Consider the following 21,235-nt stretch of genomic DNA (forward strand, 5'->3'; position numbering starts at 1 on the left):
TCAGGTGCGGTCGGCACGCTCCAGCAGGGCGGTGAGGACGTGGCCGATCCTGGCCAGCGCCGACTCGGTGGTCATCCGCCAGTGCGAGGTATGCACGGCGTGGTTGTGCACGGTGCCGTCGACGGCATCCGCCCAGGTTGCGGCCCCGGTAGCACCGGTGGGATCGTCCAGGGCCGCGGTGAAATAGAGGAGATTGCCCTTGTAGGGGCGGGGTCGGTAACGCGTGATCAGGTTCACCGCACGGGTGCCCGCGTCCAGCACCCGGGCGAGCCGGTCGGCGCCGAACGAGGCGAACGGCTCGGGCAATTCGGCCATCCGGAGCGCCAATTGGGTGAGATCCAGGTCGGTTTCGGCGGCGTGGTCGCCGAGCAGCCCACCGAGCAGATCCGCCACCGGGACGGTCGCGGACTCGTCCACCGTGCTCTGCCGCGAGCTGTCCAGCATGGCCAGCAGCGCGACATGCTGGCCCGCGTCCTGCAATTGGACCGCGACCGCGTGCGCGAGCACGCCGCCGAGCGACCAGCCGAGCAGGTGATACGGGCCCTCCGGCTGCACGGCCCGGATCTCCCGGACATACCGCCCGGCCCAGTCCTCGATCGACTCCGGCAGCGGCGCCGCCGAACTCAGCGCGGGCGACTGGATGCCGTATACGCCGCGCTCCGGGTCGATATGGGCGGCGAGACCGGCGAACGACCACGCGACGCCGCCCGCCGGATGCAGGCAGAACAGCGGTTCGCGCGATCCGCCGGCGCGCAACGGCAACAGCACGTCGAACGCGGCGGCCGCATCGACCCGCCCACGGCCCGACCGGTGCTGGGCCAACTGGGTCACCATCGCCCCCGGCGTCGGCGCGGAGAACAGCCAGACGACCGGAATCGGCTCGGCGAGAGCCGCGCTCAACCGGGCGGCCAGGCGGGTGGCGAGCAGGGAATTGCCGCCTTGTTCGAAGAAGCTGTCGTCCAGGCCGATCCGGTCGACGCCGAGCACCTCGGCGAAGCAGGCGCAGAACTGCCGCTCCAGTTCCGTCGCCGGGGCGCGGAACTCGTGGCCGCGCGGTTCGGGCTTGGGCAGGGCGGCCCGGTCGACCTTGCCGTTCGCGTTGCGCGGCAGCGTGTCCAGCTGCCGCAGCACCGCGGGCACCATGTAGCTGGGCAGCAGGTCTGCCACCGCGGCGCGCAGGATGTCCGTATCGACCGGCTCGGTGGCGGTGAAATACCCGGCCAGCATCGCGTTCTCGTCGCCGGCGTGCTGCGCGACGACGATGGCCTCCGACACCGCGGGCCGCGAGCGCAGCGCGTGCTCGATCTCGGCGAGTTCGATGCGGTAGCCGCGGACCTTCACCTGGAAGTCGCGGCGCTCGACGTATTCGAGGTTCCCGTCGGCTCCCCAGCGCACCAGATCACCGGTGCGGTACAACCGGGTACCCCGCGCGCCGAACGGGTCCGCCACGAAGCGCTCGGCGGTCAGTTCGGGCCTGCCGTGGTAGCCGCGGGCCAGTTGCGCGCCGCCGAGGTACAGCTCGCCGGTGACGCCGGCCGGGACCGGATGCAGCCGGTCGTCGAGCACGTAGACGCGGCTGCCGGATTCCGGTGTGCCGATGGGCACCACCGTGTGTCGCGTCCCGGGAACGGTCCGGTAGCGGGTGACCGAGACCGCCGCCTCGGTCGGCCCGTACAGGTTGTCGATCCGAGCGTCGGTCCGGCCGCGGACCTGGTAGACCGTGGTCGCCGGGAGTGGTTCACCGATGACGAGCAGCCTGCGCAGGGAGCGCGGCAGCCGATCGCCCGCGGCTTCGCTCAGCATGGCCAGTAGTGACGGGACCAGGGTCACGGTGGTGATCGAGGCGCGCCGGATCAGGTCGAGGACCTGGGCCGGGTCCCGGTGCGCGGCAGCGGGGGCCAGCACGATTCTGGCGCCGGTCCGTGGCGCCCACCACAATTCCCAGATCGAGAGGTCGAAGGCGGCCGAGGTCATCAGCAGGGTGGCGTCGTCGGCGCCGAGCGCGTATTCCGACTGCATCCACTCCAGCTGATGGGCGACGGCGGCATGCGGAACGGCCACGCCCTTCGGGGTTCCGGTGGATCCGGAGGTGAAGATCAGGTACGCGGTGTTCGACGGTGACAGTGACGCCGACCGCTCATTGTCTCGTACCGGCCGTGCGTCGATGGACGGATCGATCGTCGAAATATCCAGCACCACAGCGTGATTCGACACGGCAACCGGAAGCATCGGATGCGCCGCCGAGGTGAGCACCAGTTCCGGGCTCGCTGCGGCGAGTATCCGCACGGTGCGATCCAACGGGTGGGCCGGGTCGAGCGGCAGGTACGCGCCGCCCGCGGTGACCACCGCGTACATCGCGACGAGCAGCTCCGCGCTACGCGGGATGGCCAGGGCGACAACCGATTCCGGCGCGACGCCACGGTCGATCAGTACCCGCGCCAACCGGTTTACCCGAGCACCGAATTCGCCATAGGTGAGGGTTTCGGCGCCATCCACGATCGCCACCGCGTCCGGCGTCCGGGCGACCTGCGCCTCGAACGCGGAAATCAGTGTGGTCGTGGCGAATTCGCGTTCAGGACGATTCCATGCGATCAGCATGCGCTCGGCCTCCGCCCGGTCGAGCAGCGCGAGATCGCCTACCGGGACCTGCGGATCGGCGCAGACCGCCGCGAGCAGTCGTTGCAGCCGGCCCGCGAATCCGGCGACGGTGCCCTCATCGAACAATGCGGTCGCGTAGCTGATCGAGGCCGCCATCCCGGTCGGCACGCCCTCGGTGTCATAACGGTCGGTGACCACCAGGTGCAGATCGAACTGCGCGACCTCGGAGTCGAAATCGGCTGCGGTGGCGGTCAATCCGTCCAATGCGAAGTCGGCGCCCGCCTGGTTGTGGAAGGAGAAGCCGACCTGGAACAGCGGATGCCGGGCCGTCGACCGTTCGGGGTTCAGCACCTCGACCAGTCGCTCGAACGGGACATCGGCGTGCGCGAACGCGGCGACATCGGCGGCCCGCACCTGATCGAGCAGCTCGGCGAATCCGGTGCCCGCGTCGACCTGGGCCCGCAGCACCAGCGTGTTCACGAACATGCCGACCACGTCGTCGAGTTCGGCGGCACCGCGCCCGGCGACCGGCGTGCCGACCGCGATGTCCGTGGTGCCGGACAGCCGAGCGAGCAGCACCGCGAACGCGGCGTGCAGCACCATGAACAGCGTGGCCCCGGACTCCCGGCCGAGCGCGATCAGACCGGCGTGCGCCCGCGCGTCGATGGCGAAGTCGACGTGGCCGCCGCGGGTGGCCACGATGGCGGGCCGCGGCCGGTCGGTCGGCAGGGTCAGCTGAGCGGGCAGGCCGTCGAGGGTGCCGGTCCAGAACCGGAGCTGGCGCGAGACCAGCGAATCCGGATCGTCCTCGGCCCCGAGCAACTCGCGCTGCCACCGGCTGTAATCGGCGTACTGGACCGGCAGCGGGACCCATTCGGGCGCACTACCTTGCCTGCGCGCGGCATAGGCGACCATCACGTCCCGGGCCAGCGGCACCAGCGACGAACCGTCGGCGGCAATGTGGTGCACGACGACCACCAGCACGTGTTCGCGCGCCGCCGCGTCCGCGGCGACCGGCACGAACAGCCGGGCCCGCACGGGAACCGCTTCGGCGACATCGAATCCGCCGCCGACGAAGTCCGCGACGGCGGCGGTGAGATCGTCGGCGGGAACGGCGATGGGTGCGAGCACCGGCGTGCCCGACTCCCCCGCCGGGAGCACCACCTGCACCGGGCCCGACTCGTGCTGCGGGTAGACGGTGCGCAACACCTCGTGCCGGTCGACCACATCCGCGATCGCGGCATTCAGCGCGGCGACATCGAGATCACCGGTCAACCGCACGGCAAGCGGGATGTTGTAGGCGGTCGATTGCCGATCGAGACGGTTGAGGAACCACATGCGCTGCTGCGCCAGTGACAGTGGCACCGGACCGGTTTCCGTACGCCTCGCCAGCACCGGACCCGACTGGGCCGCTCCCGAAGCCGCCGCCGCGAGCGCGACGACGGTCGGATGCTCGAACACCAGCCGCACACCGACGCCTAGCGCGAGCCGGTTGCCGAGCCGTGCGGCGAGCTGAGTCGCGGTCAGCGAGTTGCCGCCGAGTGCGAAGAAGTCGTCGTCGAGCCCGATCTGCGTGTCGAGGCCGAGCACGTCGGTGATGACTTCGGCGACGGCCTGTTCGGCGGCGGTCCGGGGCGCGCGGAACTCGGCCACCCGGAACTCCGGCTCGGGCAGGGCCTGCCGATCGAGCTTGCCGACCGGCGTCAACGGCAGCTCATCGAGCACCATGACGGTGGCGGGCACCATGTAGGCGGCCAGCGAGCGACCGGCATGGGCCCGCAGCTCTTCGGCGTCGATTCCGCGGCCGACCACATACGAAACCAGCGATGTCACACCTGCGGCATCCGTGTGCCCCAGGGTCACCGCCGCCTCGACCGAGGCATGAGTCGCGAGAACGGCATCGATCTCGCCGAGTTCGATGCGCAACCCACGTACCTTCACTTGCTGATCCGAGCGTCCAACATAGTGGACCGCGCCTGTCGTGGTCCACCGCACCAGATCGCCGGCGCGATAGAGCCGCCCGCCTGCCGGACCATAGGGGTCGGCGATGAACCGCTCGGCCGAAAGACCAGGCCGTGAATGATAACCCCTGGCCAGACCGGGTCCGCGCAGGTAAAGCTCGCCGGTGACGCCGACCGGCACCGGTTGCAGCCGGGCATCGAGGATCACCGCCGACATGCCATGGATCGGGGTGCCCATGTCGAACGGATCGTCCGGGCGCAGCCGGGCGCTGATCGTGGTGATGATCGTCGTCTCGGTCGGGCCGTAGGTGTTGTAGAAGGCGCGGCCGATTCCCCAGCGCCGCACCATATCCGGGCCGTAGGACTCGCCGCCGACGGTCAGGTGCCGCAGGTCGTGCAGGTCGGCCGGGTCGAGGGTGCGCACCACCGCGGGGGTGATGAAGGCGTGCGACACCTGCTGCTCACGCAGGAGCGTGGTCAGTTCGGCGCCGCCGTAGACCCCGGCCGGCGCGATCACCAGCGCGGCGCCCGCCGACAGGGCGAGCAGCAGTTCGAGCATGGACGCGTCGAAGCTCGGCGAGGCGACGTGCAGGATGCGGGCGGCCGCGGTGATCTCGTACCGGTCGCGCTGGGCGCGGGCCACTCCGGCGAGGCCTGCGTGGGTCGCGAGCACGCCCTTGGGGGTTCCGGTGGAACCGGACGTGTAGATCATCCAGGCCGGATTGCCCACGCGGACCGGGCGGATCAGCTCGTCCGCGGCGATCGGGGCCGCGCTGGTGTGCCGCATCCGGACCGCGGTCGCGGGCGCGTCGAGGACCAGCCATTCGACGTCCGCCGGCAGCGTCCGGTGCGAGCGGCTCGTGGTCAGCCCGAGGGCGGCCGTGGAATCCGACAGCATGTGGGTGATGCGCTCGGCCGGGTAGGTCGGGTCGACGGGGACGAAGGTGGCGCCGGTCTTGGCGACCGCCCAGACGGCGAGCAGCGATTCGATCGAGCGCTCGATGGCGATGGCGACCACGTCTTCGGCGCCGATGCCGTGGCCGATCAGCATTCTGGCCAGGCGTGCCGATTGTTCGTCCAGTGCGCGGTAGGTCAGGGTGCGGTCGGCCGAGATCAGCGCGGTGGCGGCGGGGTTCATGGCCACGGCGGCGGCCATCAGGTCGGCGAGGGTGTGTGGCTCGACGGGGTGTGCGCCGCGGCGGGCGAGTAGTTCGGTGCGTTCGGCCGGGGCGAGCAGGTCCGCGGCCCCGATCGGACGGTCCGGTTCGGCGGTGAGAGTGCCGAGCAGACGACCGAATCTGCGGAGCAGGTTTGCGGCGGTGGCTTCGTCGAAAAGATCGGTGGCGTAGTCGAGTTCGACGGCGAGGTGACCGTCGGCATCGGGCTCGGCGGCGACGGTGAACTGGAGATCGAAACGGGCCACCGGCTCGTCGAATTCGACTGCGGTGAGCGCCAATCCGGGCACGTCGAAGGTGGCGGTGCCGGTATTGAGGTAGCTCAGAGCGACGGTGAAGAGCGGATGCCGGGCCGGGGAGCGTTCGATGCCCAGCTCGTCGACCACTCGGTCGAACGGCACGGTCGCGTTGCCGAATGCGGCCAGGTCGGTGGTTCTGGTCTGGGTGATCAGGTCGGTGAACGATCGATCGAGGTCCGGCCGGGTGCGCAGGACGACGGTGTTGACGAACATGCCGACCAGGTCGTCGAGGGCCGCTTCGCCGCGTCCGGCCACCGGGGTGCCGATGGCGGTGTCGGCAGCGCCGGACAGCCGAGCCAGCAGCACGGACAAGGCGGCGTGCACCACCATGAACGGAGTTGCGTTGTGCTGCCTCGCGATTTCGCCGATTCGGGTGGCGACTTCGCTGCCGATTCGGGCACGCACGCTCGCACCATGCGCTGTCGCCACCGCGGGACGTGGGCGGTCCGTCGGCAGTGCCGATTCGGCCGGGAGGTCGCGCAGCGTCTCGGTCCAGTACGAGAGTTGCTCTCGTGCAGTCGAATCCACTGCGTCGGCCTGCCAGAGCGCATAGTCGGCGTACTGCGCGGCCAAGTCCGGCCAGCTCGGTGCCGTGTCCAATGCGCGAGAGAGGTAGGCGGACAGCAGGTCTCGCAGCAGCGGACTCATCGAATAGCCGTCGGCGGCGATGTGGTGCAGCACCACGACCAGCACGTGCTCGGCTTCGTGCACCCGCAGCAGCACCGCGCGCACCGGCACCTCGGTGGTGACATCGAAACCGGCGACCAGGAATTCGGCGATCCGCTCGGAGACCGGACGGCCCTCGAGGTCTTCGCTCGCGAGCTGTATCGGTGCCGGTTCGGCGGGCAGGATCACCTGATGGCCACTGCCGGTCGCATCGACGGGGTAGACCGTGCGCAACACCTCATGCCGGGCAACGACATCGGTGAAGGCGGCACGCAGGGCGAGCACATCGAGTTCGCCTTCGAGGCGCATTGCCACGGGGATGTTGTGGGTGGCCGAGGCGGGGTCGAGCCGGTTGAGGAACCACATGCCGCGCTGCACCGGAGCCAGCGGAATGATTGCCGGACGTGGGCCCGCGATCAGCGGGACCGACTGTTCCAGTGCGGCAGCGTCATTGGTGATCCACGCCGCGAACGCGCGCACGGTCGGTGCTTCGAATACCAGTCGGACCGGAACGCGACGGCCGAGGCGAGCCCCGAGGCGGGCGATCACCCGGGTGGCGATCAAGGAGTTGCCGCCGAGCTCGAAGAAGTTGTCGTCGGCGCCTATCGGCCCGCTCGCGAGGACTGATTCGAAGGCTTCGGCCACCAGACGTTCGGCCGGTGTGACCGGAGCGCGGAAGGCGACCCGGCCGAACACCGGTTCCGGCAGTGCTTTTCGATCCAGCTTTCCGGAAGCGTTGAGCGGGAACGCCTCCAGCACCAGGACGGTCGACGGGACCATGTACGACGGCAGGGTCTCGGCGGCCGCGCGTAGCACTTCGTCCTCGGCGACCGCGTTGTGTGTGGTGACGTAGCCGACCAGCTGGTCGCCGGTGCGGGTGGCGACAACGGCTGCGGCGGCTTGGGATACACCGGACACGGCGGCCAGAACCGCCTCGATCTCGCCCAGCTCCAGCCGCTGCCCACGGAACTTCACCTGGAAGTCGGTGCGGCCCAAGTACATCAGCTCCGCAGTGTCGGTGTCGGCGTCGGCATCCCAGCGCACCAGGTCGCCGGTGCGGTACATGCGCTCACCGGGGGTGCCGAAGGGGTTGGCCACGAACCGATCCGCCGTCAGGTCGGGTCTGCCGTGGTAGCCGCGCGCCAGCTGGGTACCGGCCAGGTATAGCTCACCGGCGACGCCGGGCAAGGTCGGGCGCAGCCGCGAATCCAGCACGTATACTCGGCTGTTCCACTCCGGGTTGCCGATCGGCAGGACCATGCCGCCGATTTCGCCGGTGACGTCGCGGTAGGTGATGCTCACCGCCGCCTCGGTCGGGCCGTACAGGTTGTGCAGCCGGGCCCGGCTCACCGCACCGAAGGCGCGCACCGTCTCGGCGGGCAGGGCCTCGCCGATGACGAAGACGGTGCGCAGCGAGTCGAGCGCGGCACGCTGCCCGGCGGTTTCGACATGGCCCGCGAACACGCTGAGCATCGAGGGTACGAAGTCGGTGATGGTGACGCCGTAGGCCTCGATGGCCTCGGTCAGGTAGCCGGGATCGCGATGGCCGTCCGGGGCGGCGAGCACCAGGGGTGCGCCGATGCGCAGGGGCAGGAAGTATCCCCAGAGCGACACATCGAAGGTGGTGGCCGTTTTCTGGAGGTACACGTCCTCGGCGGACAGCTGGTACTGGGACTGCATCCAGGTCATCTGGTTGACGATCGCGGCGTGGGAAACGCTGACGCCCTTGGGTTTTCCGGTGGAACCGGAGGTGAAGATCACGTACGCCGGGTGCTGCGGGTGGATCGGCGAGCGGCGCTCGTGCACGGCGATCGGGTCGTCCGCGTAGCCGTCGAGCGTGAGTTCATCGATACGCAGGATCGGACCGGCGTAGTCGATGCTGACCTGGTCAGCCGTGGTAGTGAGCAGCGCCGCAGGTTGCGCGGTGTCGAGGATGTGCGCGACCCGCCGCGCCGGGTGGTCCGGGTCGATCGGCACGTAGGCCCCGCCGGCTTTGAGCACCGCGTACAAGGCGACGACCAGGTCGACCGAGCGCCGGATTGCCAACGCCACCAGTGATTCCGGGCCGATGTTCGCCGCGATCAGGTGCCGGGCCAGCTGGTTGGTCCGGCGGTCCAGCTCGCCGTAGGTCATCGTCGTCGCGGCAGAGCCGTTGTCCGGAACGAAGATCAGTGCCGGATCGTCCGGCGTCGCCGCGGCCTGTGCTTCGAATTCGTCGAGCAGCATTTCCGCGAGGCAGGCGGTGTGCGCGGAGTCGTTCCACTCGGTCACCACGCGATGCAGCTCACCGGTGCCGAACAGGTCGATGTCACCGACCACCTGCTCCGGATCCGTGGTGACAGCACCCAGCAGGCGGAGGAACCGGGATCCGAAGGTGGCGACGGTGCCTTCGTCGAAAAGGTCCGTGGCGTAGGTGAATTGGATCGCGTTGTCGGTCACGGTGAGCTGAAGATCGAATGGCGTTGTCTGGTGGTCCAACTCGTATTCGGCGACGGCGACGCCCGCCATGTCGAGTTCGACGTGGGCGAGGTTCTGGAAGAACAAGGCGATCTGGAAGAGCGGATGCCGTGCCTCGGATCGGGGCGGATCGAGTACCTCGACCAGCCTTTCGAACGGCACCTCCGCGTGGGCGAAGGCATCGAGGTCGCGGTCACGCACTCGCCGCAGGACCTCGGCGAACGGGTCCGCTCCGGCGACCTCGGCGCGCAGCACCAGGGTGTTGACGAACATACCGATCAGGTCGTCGAGTGCGACGTCGCCGCGGCCCGCGATCGGTGCGCCGATGGCGATGTCGTCGGTGCCGGACAGCCGGGCGAGCAAGGTCGCGAGGGCGGCATGCACCACCATGAACGGGGTCGCTTCGTAGCGTGCCGCTACCGCAGTAATACCTTCGCGGACATTGCTATTCAGCTCGATCGTCGTGCTGGACGCTGCGTGCGTGGCGACCGCCGGACGCGGTCGATCAGTAGGTAGATCGAGTTGTACGGGCAAGGCCCGCAGCACCTCCTGCCAGTAGCGCAGTTGGCGTGCGGCCACCGATTCCGAATCATCCTCGGCGCCGAGCACTTCACGCTGCCATAGCGCGTAATCGGCGTACTGCACAGGCAATTCGGCCCAGGCGGGCGCGGTCCTGGTGGCGCGTGCCGCATAGGCGGTGGCAATATCCCGGGCCAGTGGTGCCATCGAGAAGCCGTCGGCCGCAATGTGATGCACGACCAGGGCGAGCAGGTGCGCACGATCGGAGAGCCGGATCAGTCCGATGCGCAACGGCACCTCGCTCGTCACGTCGAACGGCGTGGCGATGAACTCCGGCAGCGCAGCCGCCGACTCGAGCGAGTGCAGCGACGGCACCCGGTCCGGTTCGAGAATCCGCTGGTAACCGGTGCCGTCGTGGTCCGGGTAGAGCGTGCGCAGCGTCTCATGCCTGCCGACCACGTCGGCGACAGCGGCGGCCAGCGTATTCGGGTCGAGGTAGCCGGTGAGCCGGACAACGACCGGGATGTTGTGCACGGTGCCGGTGGGATCGAAGCGGTTGAGGAACCACATGCGCTGCTGGGCCGGCGACAGCGGTACCAGCCCGGGACGGGTGCGCGCGGTGAGTGGTGGCCTGCTGCCGGTGCCGATCTGCCGTCCGGCCCGGGCCGCCAGCCCGGCGACGGTCGGCGCGTCGAACAGCATCCGGACCGGGAACTCGGCGTCGAAGGCGGCGCCGAGCCGGGCCGCGACCTGCGTCGCGATCAGAGAATTGCCGCCGAGGGCGAAGAAGTCGTCGTCGGCGCCGACCCGGTCGAGGCCGAGCAGTTCGCCGATGATGTCGGCGACCGCGCGTTCGGTGTCGGTGGCCGGTGCGCGATAGGTGGTCGCCTCGATGACCGGCGCGGGCAGGGCTTTACGGTCGATCTTGCCGGAGGTGTTGAGCGGCAGCTCATCCAGCGGGAGGATCGCCGAAGGCACCATGTACGCGGGCAATTCCGCGCTCAGCGCGGACCGGGCCCCGTCGAGGTCCGGCGAATGTCCCGTGGCGGCAACCACGTACGCCACCAGCCGGTCACCGAGCCGATCATCGGAATGCAACACCACGACGGCCTGCGCGATCGAATCCAGCGCGGTCAGCGCGGTCTCGATCTCGCCGAGCTCGATCCGCAGACCGCGCAGCTTCACCTGGAAGTCGGTGCGGCCCAGGTACTCCACTTCGCCGTCGGCGTTCCACTTGACGAGATCGCCGGTGCGATACATCCGCGCGCCCCCGGCGAACGGATTCGCGACGAACCGGTCCGCGGTCAGATCCGGCCGGGCGAGGTACCCGAGCGCCAGCTGCGCGCCAGCCAGATACAGCTCCCCCGGCACTCCGACGGGCACCGGTCGCATCCGCGAATCCAGCACCAGCAGTTGGGTATTGAATACCGGCCTGCCGATCGGCACGCTGACCACATCGGCCGCGGTCACCTCGTGGAAGGTGACGTCGACGGTGGCCTCCGTCGGTCCGTACAGGTTGTGCACCCGCGCTCCGATCACCTCACGCGCCCGCTGCGCGGCCAGCGCGGGCAATGCCTCACCGGAGGCGAATACGTTGCGGAGCGTAATGCACTCGTTTGCCCTTCGCTCGACAATGAACATCGACAACATGGCGGGCACGAAATGGGCCGTGGTCACCCCCGCTTCGATGATCAAGCGGGCTAGATATGCGGGGTCGCGGTGCCCGTCCGGGCGGGCGACGACCAGCCGCGCACCGATCTGCAACGGCCAGAAGAACTCCCATACCGACACGTCGAAAGTGGCCGGGGTCTTCTGCAACACCGCGTCGTCAGCGGTGAGGGGGTAGGTCTGCTGCATCCAGTGCAGCCGGTTCACGACGGCGGCGTGCGGCACGGCGACGCCCTTGGGGCGGCCGGTCGAGCCGGAGGTGAAGAGGACGTAGGCGGTGTGCGCCGAGGTCAGCACGCCGACTCGGTCCAGGGTGGTAAGCGGGGTCGGCGCATAACCGGTCAGGTCCAGTCGGTCGACGCGGAATTGCCGCGCCGCGACACCATCCAGGTCCATGCCGGAGGTGAGCACGCATACCGGCTTGGCGGTCTCGAGCACGTGGTCGATGCGGTCGGCGGGATGGTCGGGATCGAGCGGTACGTACGCGCCGCCCGCCGCGATGACCGCGTACATGCCGGTGATCAGATCGATCGAGCGCCGCATACCCAGCGCGACCAGGGAATCCGGGCCGACGCCTTGGTCAACGAGCCACCGGGCCAGGCGGTGCACCTTCGCGGCGAAGTCCGCGTACGACAGGCTTGTCCCGTCGAGGGTGAGGGCGGTCGCCTCCGGTGTTCTGGCTACCTGCGCCTCGAACAACGAGACCAGTGTCTGTCCGATCTCCATCGGGTGTGTGGTGTCGTTCCACCGGTCCAGCACGAGCGAACGCTCTGCGGTGTCGAGTAGTTCGATATCGCCGAGGGCGATGGACGAGTTCGCGGATACGGATTCGAGGACCCGCACGAACCGCGCCGCGAAAGACTCGACAGTGCGTTGGTCGAAAAGGTCTGTCGCGTAGCGCATCACGCCTCGCAGCGCAGTGCCCGCATCAGCAACGTACTCGGCGAGTTCGAGACTGAGATCGAATTGCGCGACCTTGCTGTCGATCGGGTAGGCCGACACCTCGAGTCCGGGCAGTCGCAGGACGGTGTCCTCGCGGTGCTCGAAGGTGAGCAGTGTCTGCACGATCGGGGAATGCGATTGTGCGCGTGCCGGATTCAGTTCGTCGACGAGTCGTTCGAAGGGCAGGTCGGCATGCGCGAACGCGCGTACGTCGGCGTCGCGTACCTCGCTCAGCAGTTCGGCGAAAGACATGTCCGGAGCTACGCGGGAGCGCAGCACGAGGGTGTTCACGAACATGCCGACCAGGTCGTCCAGTGCTGCTTCGGAGCGCCCCGCGATGGGCGTGCCGATGGCGACGTCGTCCACCCGGGCGAGCCGGGCCAGCAGCATAGCGAAGGCGGCATGGATCACCATGAACGACGAAACACCTTGCCTGCGAGCTAGATCCGCGACCGATCCGGTCAGCTCGGCGGACACGGCGAACTCGATGGCGGCACCGCGTCCGGAGGCGACCGGCGGTCGCGGGCGGTCGGCGGGCAGTTCGAGCACCGGCGCGAGTCCGGCGAGTTCCGTGCGCCAGTGGGCGATCTGCGCGGCCAGCAGCGATTCGGGGTCATCGGCCGACCCGAGCACTTCGTGCTGCCAGAGCGTGAAGTCCGCGTATTGGACCGGTAGTTGACGCCACTGCGGGGCCACACCCGTGGTCCGTGCGGTGTAGGCAACCATGAGATCCCGTGCGAGCGGTGCGGTCGAGACGCCGTCCGCCGCGATGTGGTGCACCACGACGACGAGCACGTGGTCGTCCGGCGAGGCACGGAACAGCTTGGCCTGCACCGGCATTGCGGTGCGCAAATCGAAGCCGACGGCGGTCACTGCCAGTACGGCCGATGCGAGGTCCGTTCCGGCCACGTCGACGGGGTGCAGGTCGAGCGCGGTCACCTCGTCGCCGGACAGCACCGCCTGCGCCGGCCCGAGCTGATCCGACGGGAATATGGTGCGCAGCGATTCGTGCCGGTCGATGACATCACGCAGAGCTGCTCGCAGCGCATCCGTATCCAGAGCGCCGGTCAGCCGGATGGTGATCGGGATGTTGTAGACGGCAGATTCCGGGTCGAGGCGATTCAGCAGCCACATCCGAGTCTGTGCGAGCGACAAGGGGATACGAGTCGGACGCTCCCGCACGGCAAGAACCGGCCGCGACGTGTCCGAGGCCGGCTGAGCGGAATCCGCGATCCGCGTTGCGAGTTCGGCCACCGTGGGTGCTTCGAACACCGCACGTACCGTCAGCACACAACCGAACGCGGCATTGACCCTGGCGACCAGCCGCATGGCGAGCAACGAATTGCCGCCGCGAGCGAAGAAGTCGTCGTCCGCGCCGATCCTGCTGCCGGTCAACCCGACCAGATCGGTGATCAGTGCAGCAAGCACCGACTCGACGCCCTCGCGCGGGGCGCGGAATCCCGCTGCCGTGCCGATGAATTCGACGGCAGGCAGTGCGGCGCGATCGAGTTTGCCGACGGTGGTCAGCGGCATCTCGTCGAGTACGACCAGATGCGCGGGAACCATGTACGCGGGCAGCCGATCCCGCAGGTCGTCCAGCACCGCTTCGGGATTCAGGTCGGTGCCGGTCGCGTAGCCGACCAAGCATTCGTATCCAGCGGTGTCCCGCGCGAGCAGCACAGCGGCGTTCGTGACGCCCGCGGTCCCGGCCAGCGCCGCCTCGATCTCGCCGAGTTCGATCCGCTGGCCACGCAGCTTGATCTGGAAGTCGTTGCGGCCCAGGTACACCAGGTCGCCGTCCCGATTCCAGCGCACCAGGTCGCCGGTGCGATACATCAGCCGTCCCGGCACGCCGAACGGGTCCGCGGTGAACCGTTCCGCGGTCAGTCCGGGGCGTCCCTGGTAGCCGCGAGCCAGTTGGTCACCCGCGAGGTACAGCTCACCGGTGACCCCGATCGGCACCGGCCGCAGCCGGGCGTCCAGCACGTACGTGCGCGTGTTCCAGCAGGGACGGCCGATAGCCACGTCCAGGCCGGATTCGGCATCGGCGGCGGCGAATTCGTGGAAGACGGCCGAGATCGCCGCCTCCGTCGGTCCGTAGGCGTTGTGCACCACGCCGTCGAGGGTGGATCGGAGCGCCGCGAGCAGATCCGGAGTGAGCGCCTCGCCGCCGCAGTGCAGGTGCCGGAGCGAGCGCAACGCGTCGCCCATGCCCTCGCCGATCAGCGCGGCGAGCACCGACGGCACGTATTCGGCGATGGTGATGCCGTAGGTGCGGAGCAGGCCCGCGAGATAGGCCAGGTCGAGATGCCCGCTGGGACGGGCGATCACCAGCGGAGCGCCGACGGCGATCGGCAGGAAGCACTCCCAGACCGACACGTCGAAGGTCAGCGGGGCGCGTTGCAGGATTCGGTCGGCGGCGGTCACCGCGTAGCGGAATTCCAACCAGCGCAGCTGATTCATGATGGCGCGGTGGGTGACGGCAACACCCTTCGGCCGGCCGGTGGAACCGGAGGTGAACAGCACGTACGCCGTATTATCTTGGCGCAGCGGCACTCTCCGGTGCGCATCCGTCACCGGGGCATCCGAGAATTCACCTAGCGGAAGCTCGGCCAGGTCGATGACGCGCACGCCGTCTAGTTCCGGCAGCTCGGCGCCACCCGCGGTCAGCACCAATGCCGGTGCGGCGCTCTCGATGACCTGTGCGATGCGATCCGCGGGGTGGGCGGGATCGATCGGAAGGTACGCGCCGCCCGCGCGGACGATCGCGAACATCGTGACGAGCATGTCGACCGATCGCAATGTCGCGAGACCGACGATCGTCTCCGGGCCGACGCCCGCCGAAATGAGCCAGCGGGCTAGGCGATTCACCCGCGCGGCGAGATCGGCGTAGGTCACCTCGGTGCCCTCGTAGTATACGCCGATCTCATCACCGCTGGTCCGGACCCTGGTGGTGAGCAGATCATCGAGCGTCTCCGGGGGCAGTGCCCGGGCGGTGGCGTTGCGATCACACAGCAGCAGGCCGCGTTCGGCACTCGACATCAGGTCGACATTCGCGACCAGCGTGCGGGTGTCGCGCACCAGTGCGCGCAGCACGCGCTCGAAGGCGGCGAGGTAGCCGCGCACGGTCCGCTCGTCGAACAGGTCGAGTGCGTAGTGCAGGTGAACGTCGATGCCTGCGGGTGCACCGTCCGCGGCATAGCGGTCGGTGAGCGTCCAGTCGAGGTCGAGCTGGATCGGTGCCGGCCCGACCTCGAGTGCGGCGATGTTCAGCCGGTGCAGCTGGAAGTCGGGGTCCGCCTGGTTCTGCAGAGTGAGCGCGACTTGGTAGAGCGGCGAGTGGGCTTGGGAGCGAACCGGATTCAGGGCGTCGACGAGTTGCTCGAACGGCACCATCGCGTGATCGAAGGCGGCGAGGTCGGCCGTACGGACTGTGGCCAGCAGCTCAGCCAGCGTCGCATCGGGTCGAATCTCGGTGCGCAGCACCAGGGTGTTGACGAACATGCCGACGAGTTCGTCGAGCGCGGCGTCCCCGCGGCCCGCGACGGGAGCGCCGATCACGATGTCGGTACTCGCGGCGTAGCGGCTCAACACCACCGTCAGCGCCGCGTGCAGCACCATGAACGGTGTCACCCGGTGAGCCGCGGCGAGGTCTTGAATCTCCTGGTGTAGCTCGGAATCCAGCCGTCCGATGACGGCTCCGCCGTGGTTGGTCGCAATCGCGGGCCGTGGCCGGTCCGACGGCAAAGTCAGCACCTCGGGGATGCCCGCGAGCCGGCCCGTCCAGTACCCCAGCTGGCCGGACAGCACGGAGCGCCGGTCTTCGACCGAGCCGAGCACCGTCCGCTGCCAGACCGCGAAGTCGGCGTACTGCACCGGAAGCGGGCTCCACGCGGGAGCCGTATCCGCGCAGCGCGCGACGTACGCCGCGGCGAGATCGCGGGTCAACGGCGCGAAAGACCAACCGTCGGCGGCGATGTGATGCACGACGAACAGCAGGACGTGCACCTGACCGCCAGGAGTTACGGCCGACTCGCCATCGTTCAAGCGCAGCAAGCGAACTCGTAGCGGAACCTCGGCGGTGACGTCGAACCCGCTCGATGCCGCGCCGGCGATCAGGTCGGGCAGCTCGGCAGGTCGCACCGCGCGGACCACCAGGTCCACCAGCTTGGTTTCCGCCGGCAGCACCACTTGGGTTGCGGCCCCGTCCTGTTCGGGATAGATCGTGCGCAGCGTCTCGTGCCGCGCGATCACGTCGGCGATCGCCGCTTCCAGTGCGGGGACGTTCAGGGCGCCGGTGAGCCGCAGCGCGAACGGAATGTTGTAACCGCTGCCGGTGGTGTCGAACCGGTTGAGGAACCACATGCGCTGCTGGGCGATCGACAGCGGGATCGGGTCGGGACGCACCTGTGCCGTGAGCGGCGGCAGCACAGTGAGTTCGGTGTCGGCCGACCGGTCGACGGTGAGCCGCAGCGCCAGTTCGCGCACGGTCGGCGCGTCGAAGATCGTACGTACCGGCACCTCGGCGCCCGTCGCCTTCCCGAGCCGGGCGGCGAGCTGGGTTGCGATCAGCGAGTTTCCGCCGAGTGCGAAGAAGTCGTCCTGGGCGCCGACGCGATCCGCGCCCAGCAGTGCGGTAAATGTCCCGGCGACAAGCGATTCCGCCGACCCGACCGGTTCTTCGAACGCAGTGGAGGTGAGGACCGGCGCGGGCAGCGCCTTTCGGTCGAGCTTGCCGGATGCGTTCACCGGGAGGTGGTCGAGCATCACGAAATGCCGGGGCACCATGTATCCCGGTAGTCGCGTGGCCAATTCGGCACGTAGCCGGTCGCTGTCGAGCGCGCCGTCCCCCACCAGGTAGGCCACCAGTTGGTCACCGTTCGAGTGGTCGTTCCGAACCAGGGCTACCGCTTGGGCGACGCCAGGCAGCGACAGCAGCACCGATTCGATCTCGCCGAGTTCGATCCGCAGGCCACGGATCTTCACCTGGAAGTCGTTGCGGCCCAAGAACTCCAGTTCTCCGGCAGACGTCCAGGCGACGAGGTCACCGGTGCGATACATGCGTCCGCCCGTTGGATCGAACGGATCGGCAACGAACCGATCACCTGTCAGATCCGCACGGCCCCAATAGCCGCGGGCCAACTGCGCCCCCGACAGATACAGCTCTCCTGGCACCCCCACCGGCACGGGCCGTAGCCGTGCGTCGAGCACATACGCCCGGGTGTTCCAGATCGGCGCACCCATCGGCACCGTCTGCGCATCAGCGTCGGTGACCTCGTGGAATGTCACCTCCACCGCCGTCTCGGTGGGCCCGTATCCGTTGTGCACCCGCGCGCCGGTCCGCTCGCGCATGCGCTGCGCCGTCACCGCGGGCAGTGCCTCGCCGGAGCAGAACACGTTCCGCAGCGTGGGCACGTCGATCTCGTCCGCGACGAACACCGACAGCATCGACGGCACGAAATGCGCTGCGGTCACGCTCTCTCGGCGCATCAGCTCACCGAGGTAGGCGGGATCCTGATGTCCGTCCGGCTTCGCGAGCACCAGCCGCGCGCCGACCTGCAACGGCCAGAAGAACTCCGGCACCGACACATCGAACGTGGCCGGAGTCTTCTGCAACAGGACGTCGTCGGCGTCGAGGGCCACATAGGCGGACTGCATCCACAGCAGCCGGTTCACAATGCCCGCGTGGCTCATCGCCACGCCCTTCGGCCGTCCGGTCGAGCCGGAGGTGAACAGGACGTACGCGATGTTCGCGGGACGCAGCGGTGCCAGACGGTCCGCGTCGGTCAGCGGTGCGTACGAGTAGCCGGACAGGTCTAGTCGATCGATACGCTGCTGCGCTACCGCGAGATTCAGATCGGTGCCGGACGTGAGTACACAGAGCGGGGCGGCCGTGTCGAGAATGTGTTCGGTGCGCTCGGCCGGGTGATCCGGATCGAGCGGCAGATAGCCGCCGCCCGCGGTGACGACCGCGTACATGCCGACCACCAGATCGAGGGACCGCCGCATACCCAGCGCGACAAGCGAATCCGGGCCGACGCCCTGCACCACGAGCCAGCGGGCCAACCGATTCACCCGGCTAGCAAACTCGGCGTAGGACAGACTCGTGCCCTCGAAGGTGAGGGCGATGGCATCGGGTGTGCGCACTGCCTGCTCGGCGAACAGCGATGCGAGCGTTCGGGTCTCGTCGATCGTCTGTGCGGTGTCATTCCACCGGTGCACTACGCGTTCATATTCCGTGTCCGTGAGCAGCTCGATGCCGCCGATCTTCTGCCGCGAGTCCACCGCCCCGGCGGTGAGCATCCGCAGGAAGCGGGCGACGAACGATTCGATGGTCGCCGAATCGAACAGATCGGTGGCGTAGCGCAGACTGCTCGTGAGCCCCGGGCCGTCCTGCTGCTCGTTGACCACCAGGTGCAGGTCGAATTTCGCCCCGCTGTCCTCTATCTCGACCGGCTCGATCGCGAGCCAGGGCACCTCGACCGCACCGGTGCGCAGCACCGGCTGCGCTGCACCGAAGCTGAACATCACCTGGAACAGCGGATGTGCTCCGGTGCCCCGGTCGACCGCCATGGCGTCGACCAATCGCTCGAAGGGCAGGTCGGCGTTGGCGAACGCGGCCAGATCGGCATCGCGTGTCTGCTGGACGAGCTCACCGAACGAGGCGTCCGCGGCCACCGGCGTCCGCAGTACCAGCGTATTGACGAACATGCCGATGAGCGCGTCGAGTTCGCGTTCACCGCGCCCGCCGATGGGCGAGCCGATCACGATATCGTCGCTGCCGCTCAGCCGGGCCAGCGTCGCCGCGAACGCGGCGTGCAGCACCATGAACAACGTCGCACCGCTGCGCTGTGCGATGACGCGCAGCGCGGCGACCACCGCGGGCTCGATCGTGAAGTTTACTGCCGCACCGCGATTCGACGGTACAGCGGGACGTGGCCGCTCGGTCGGCAAGGCGATCTGCGCCGGTGCGCCGTCGAGCACGTCGCGCCAGAATCGCAACTGCTGGTAGGCCGGATCACCCGGGGTGTCCGGTGCGCCGAGCAACTCCCGATGCCACAGGCTGTAATCCGCGTATTGCACCGGAAGCTCCGCCCAGTCGGGTCGGTGGCCGATCAAGCGGGCGAGATAGGCCCGCACGAGATCGGTGACCAGCGGCGGCATCGAGAGTGCGTCAGCGGCGATGTGGTGGATCACGAACACGAGCACGTACTCGTCACCGATGACGCCGCGTGCGTTATCGTCCCGGTCGACCAGCAAAAGCGCTACACGCGAGGGTAGTTCGGTGGTGACGTCGAATCCGGCTCTCGCAATCGCGGCAATCGCCGACGCAACCTCGGACCGCTCGACCGGGACCGGGTTGAGGGCGAGACCGATATCGGCGCCATCCAGAATCAGTTGGTAGGGACCGGTATCGGTATCGGGATACAGAGTGCGCAGCGATTCGTGCCGAAGCAGCACGTCCACCACGGCACGCTCCAGCGCGGCGGTATCGAGCCGTCCGGTGAGCCGGAGCACGACCGGCAGGTTGTAGACGCCGGACGGGCCGTCTTCGCTCTCCAAGCGGTTGAGGAACCACAACCGTTGCTGTGCCGGCGACAGCGGAATACGCTCCGGCCGATTCCGCCGCGTCAATGCCGGCCGGAGCGCCCCTGCGGTGCTCAACGCATCCACCGCCGCCGAGAACCCCTCAACCGTGGCCGCTTCGAACAAGGCGCGCAACGGGACTCGAACTCCGATGGCCTCGCCCACGCGTGCCGTCACCTGAGTGGCGTCCAGCGAACTGCCGCCGAGCGCGAAGAAGTCGTCGTCCAGACCGACCCGGTCGACTCGCAGGACCTCGGCGAACACGGCAGCGACCAGTCGTTGCGCCGCGTCGACCGGAGCACGGAACCGCTCGGTCGCCAGCGCTGGGACAGGCAACGCCGCACGGTCCAGCTTGCCGCTGCTTCCCAGCGGGAACTCGGTCAGCTCGACGAGCGCGGTCGGCACCATGTAGGCGGGAAGCCGCTGTGCCAAAGCGGCTTTGAGGGCAGCCGGATCCAGCTCGGTGCCTGATGTCCGGACCACGTAGCCCGCCAAGAAGTCGCCGGACGCACCGGTGACGAGCCGCGCCGCCGCCCGGCTCACCTCGGGTGAGGCCAGGAGCGCCGTCTCGATCTCCGCGAGTTCGATGCGCTGCCCGCGGAACTTCACCTGGAAGTCGGTGCGGCCCAGGTAAACCAGCTCTCCGTCCTGGCTCCACCGCACGAGATCGCCGGTGCGGTACATGCGTTCGCCGCCGTTCCCGAACGGATTCGCGACGAAGCGGTCCGCGGTCAGATCGACCCGGCCGTGATAGCCGCGCGCCAGCTGGTTTCCGGCCAGGTACAGCTCCCCCGGCACGCCGATGGCCACCGGCCGCATACGCGCGTCCAGCACATACACCTGGGAATTCCACTCCGGCTCCCCGATCGGCACGACCGCGGTGTCGTCGGTGGTCACCTCGCGGTAGGTGATCGAGACCGCGGCCTCGGTGGGTCCGTAGAGATTGTGCAATCCGGCGTCGCTCATCGCTTGGAACGCGGCCACCGTCTCCGGTGGCAGCGCTTCGCCGATGACGAAAACGTCACGCAGGGAGTCGAGTTCGCCGGGCAGCGCGTGGGCGGCGAAGACGGACAGCATGGCGGGAACGAAGTCGGTGAGTGTGACGCCGTGCTGAGCAATGGTTTCCGCGAGGTAGCGCGGATCGCGGTGGCCGTCCGGTGTGGCGAGTAGCAATGTGGCGCCGGCGCGCAGCGGGAGGAAGTATCCCCAGAGGGATACGTCGAAGGTGGTCGCGGTCTTCTGCAAGTAGATATCGCCGGTACGCGGGCGATATTCGGCGTGCATCCAGGCCAGTTGGTTGGCGATGGCACGATGGCTGACCGACACTCCCTTGGGCTTGCCGGTCGAGCCGGACGTGAAGATC

The 21,235-nt window shown here is 68.7% G+C and carries 1 protein-coding gene (only partly in view); it reads right to left on the minus strand.

Annotated features, from left to right (window positions below; translation table 11 throughout):
• On the minus strand, nucleotides 1-21,235 hold the 3' portion of the coding sequence (locus F3087_RS43565) for a non-ribosomal peptide synthetase (protein WP_150408069.1). Its footprint extends 4,028 nt past the window's final position; 21,235 of the gene's 25,263 nt are visible here — the last part of the coding sequence; its start codon lies off the right edge, out of view; it ends in the stop codon at nucleotides 1-3.

The sequence above is a fragment of the Nocardia colli genome, from assembly GCF_008704205.1.
GTDB classification, from domain to species: domain Bacteria; phylum Actinomycetota; class Actinomycetes; order Mycobacteriales; family Mycobacteriaceae; genus Nocardia; species Nocardia colli.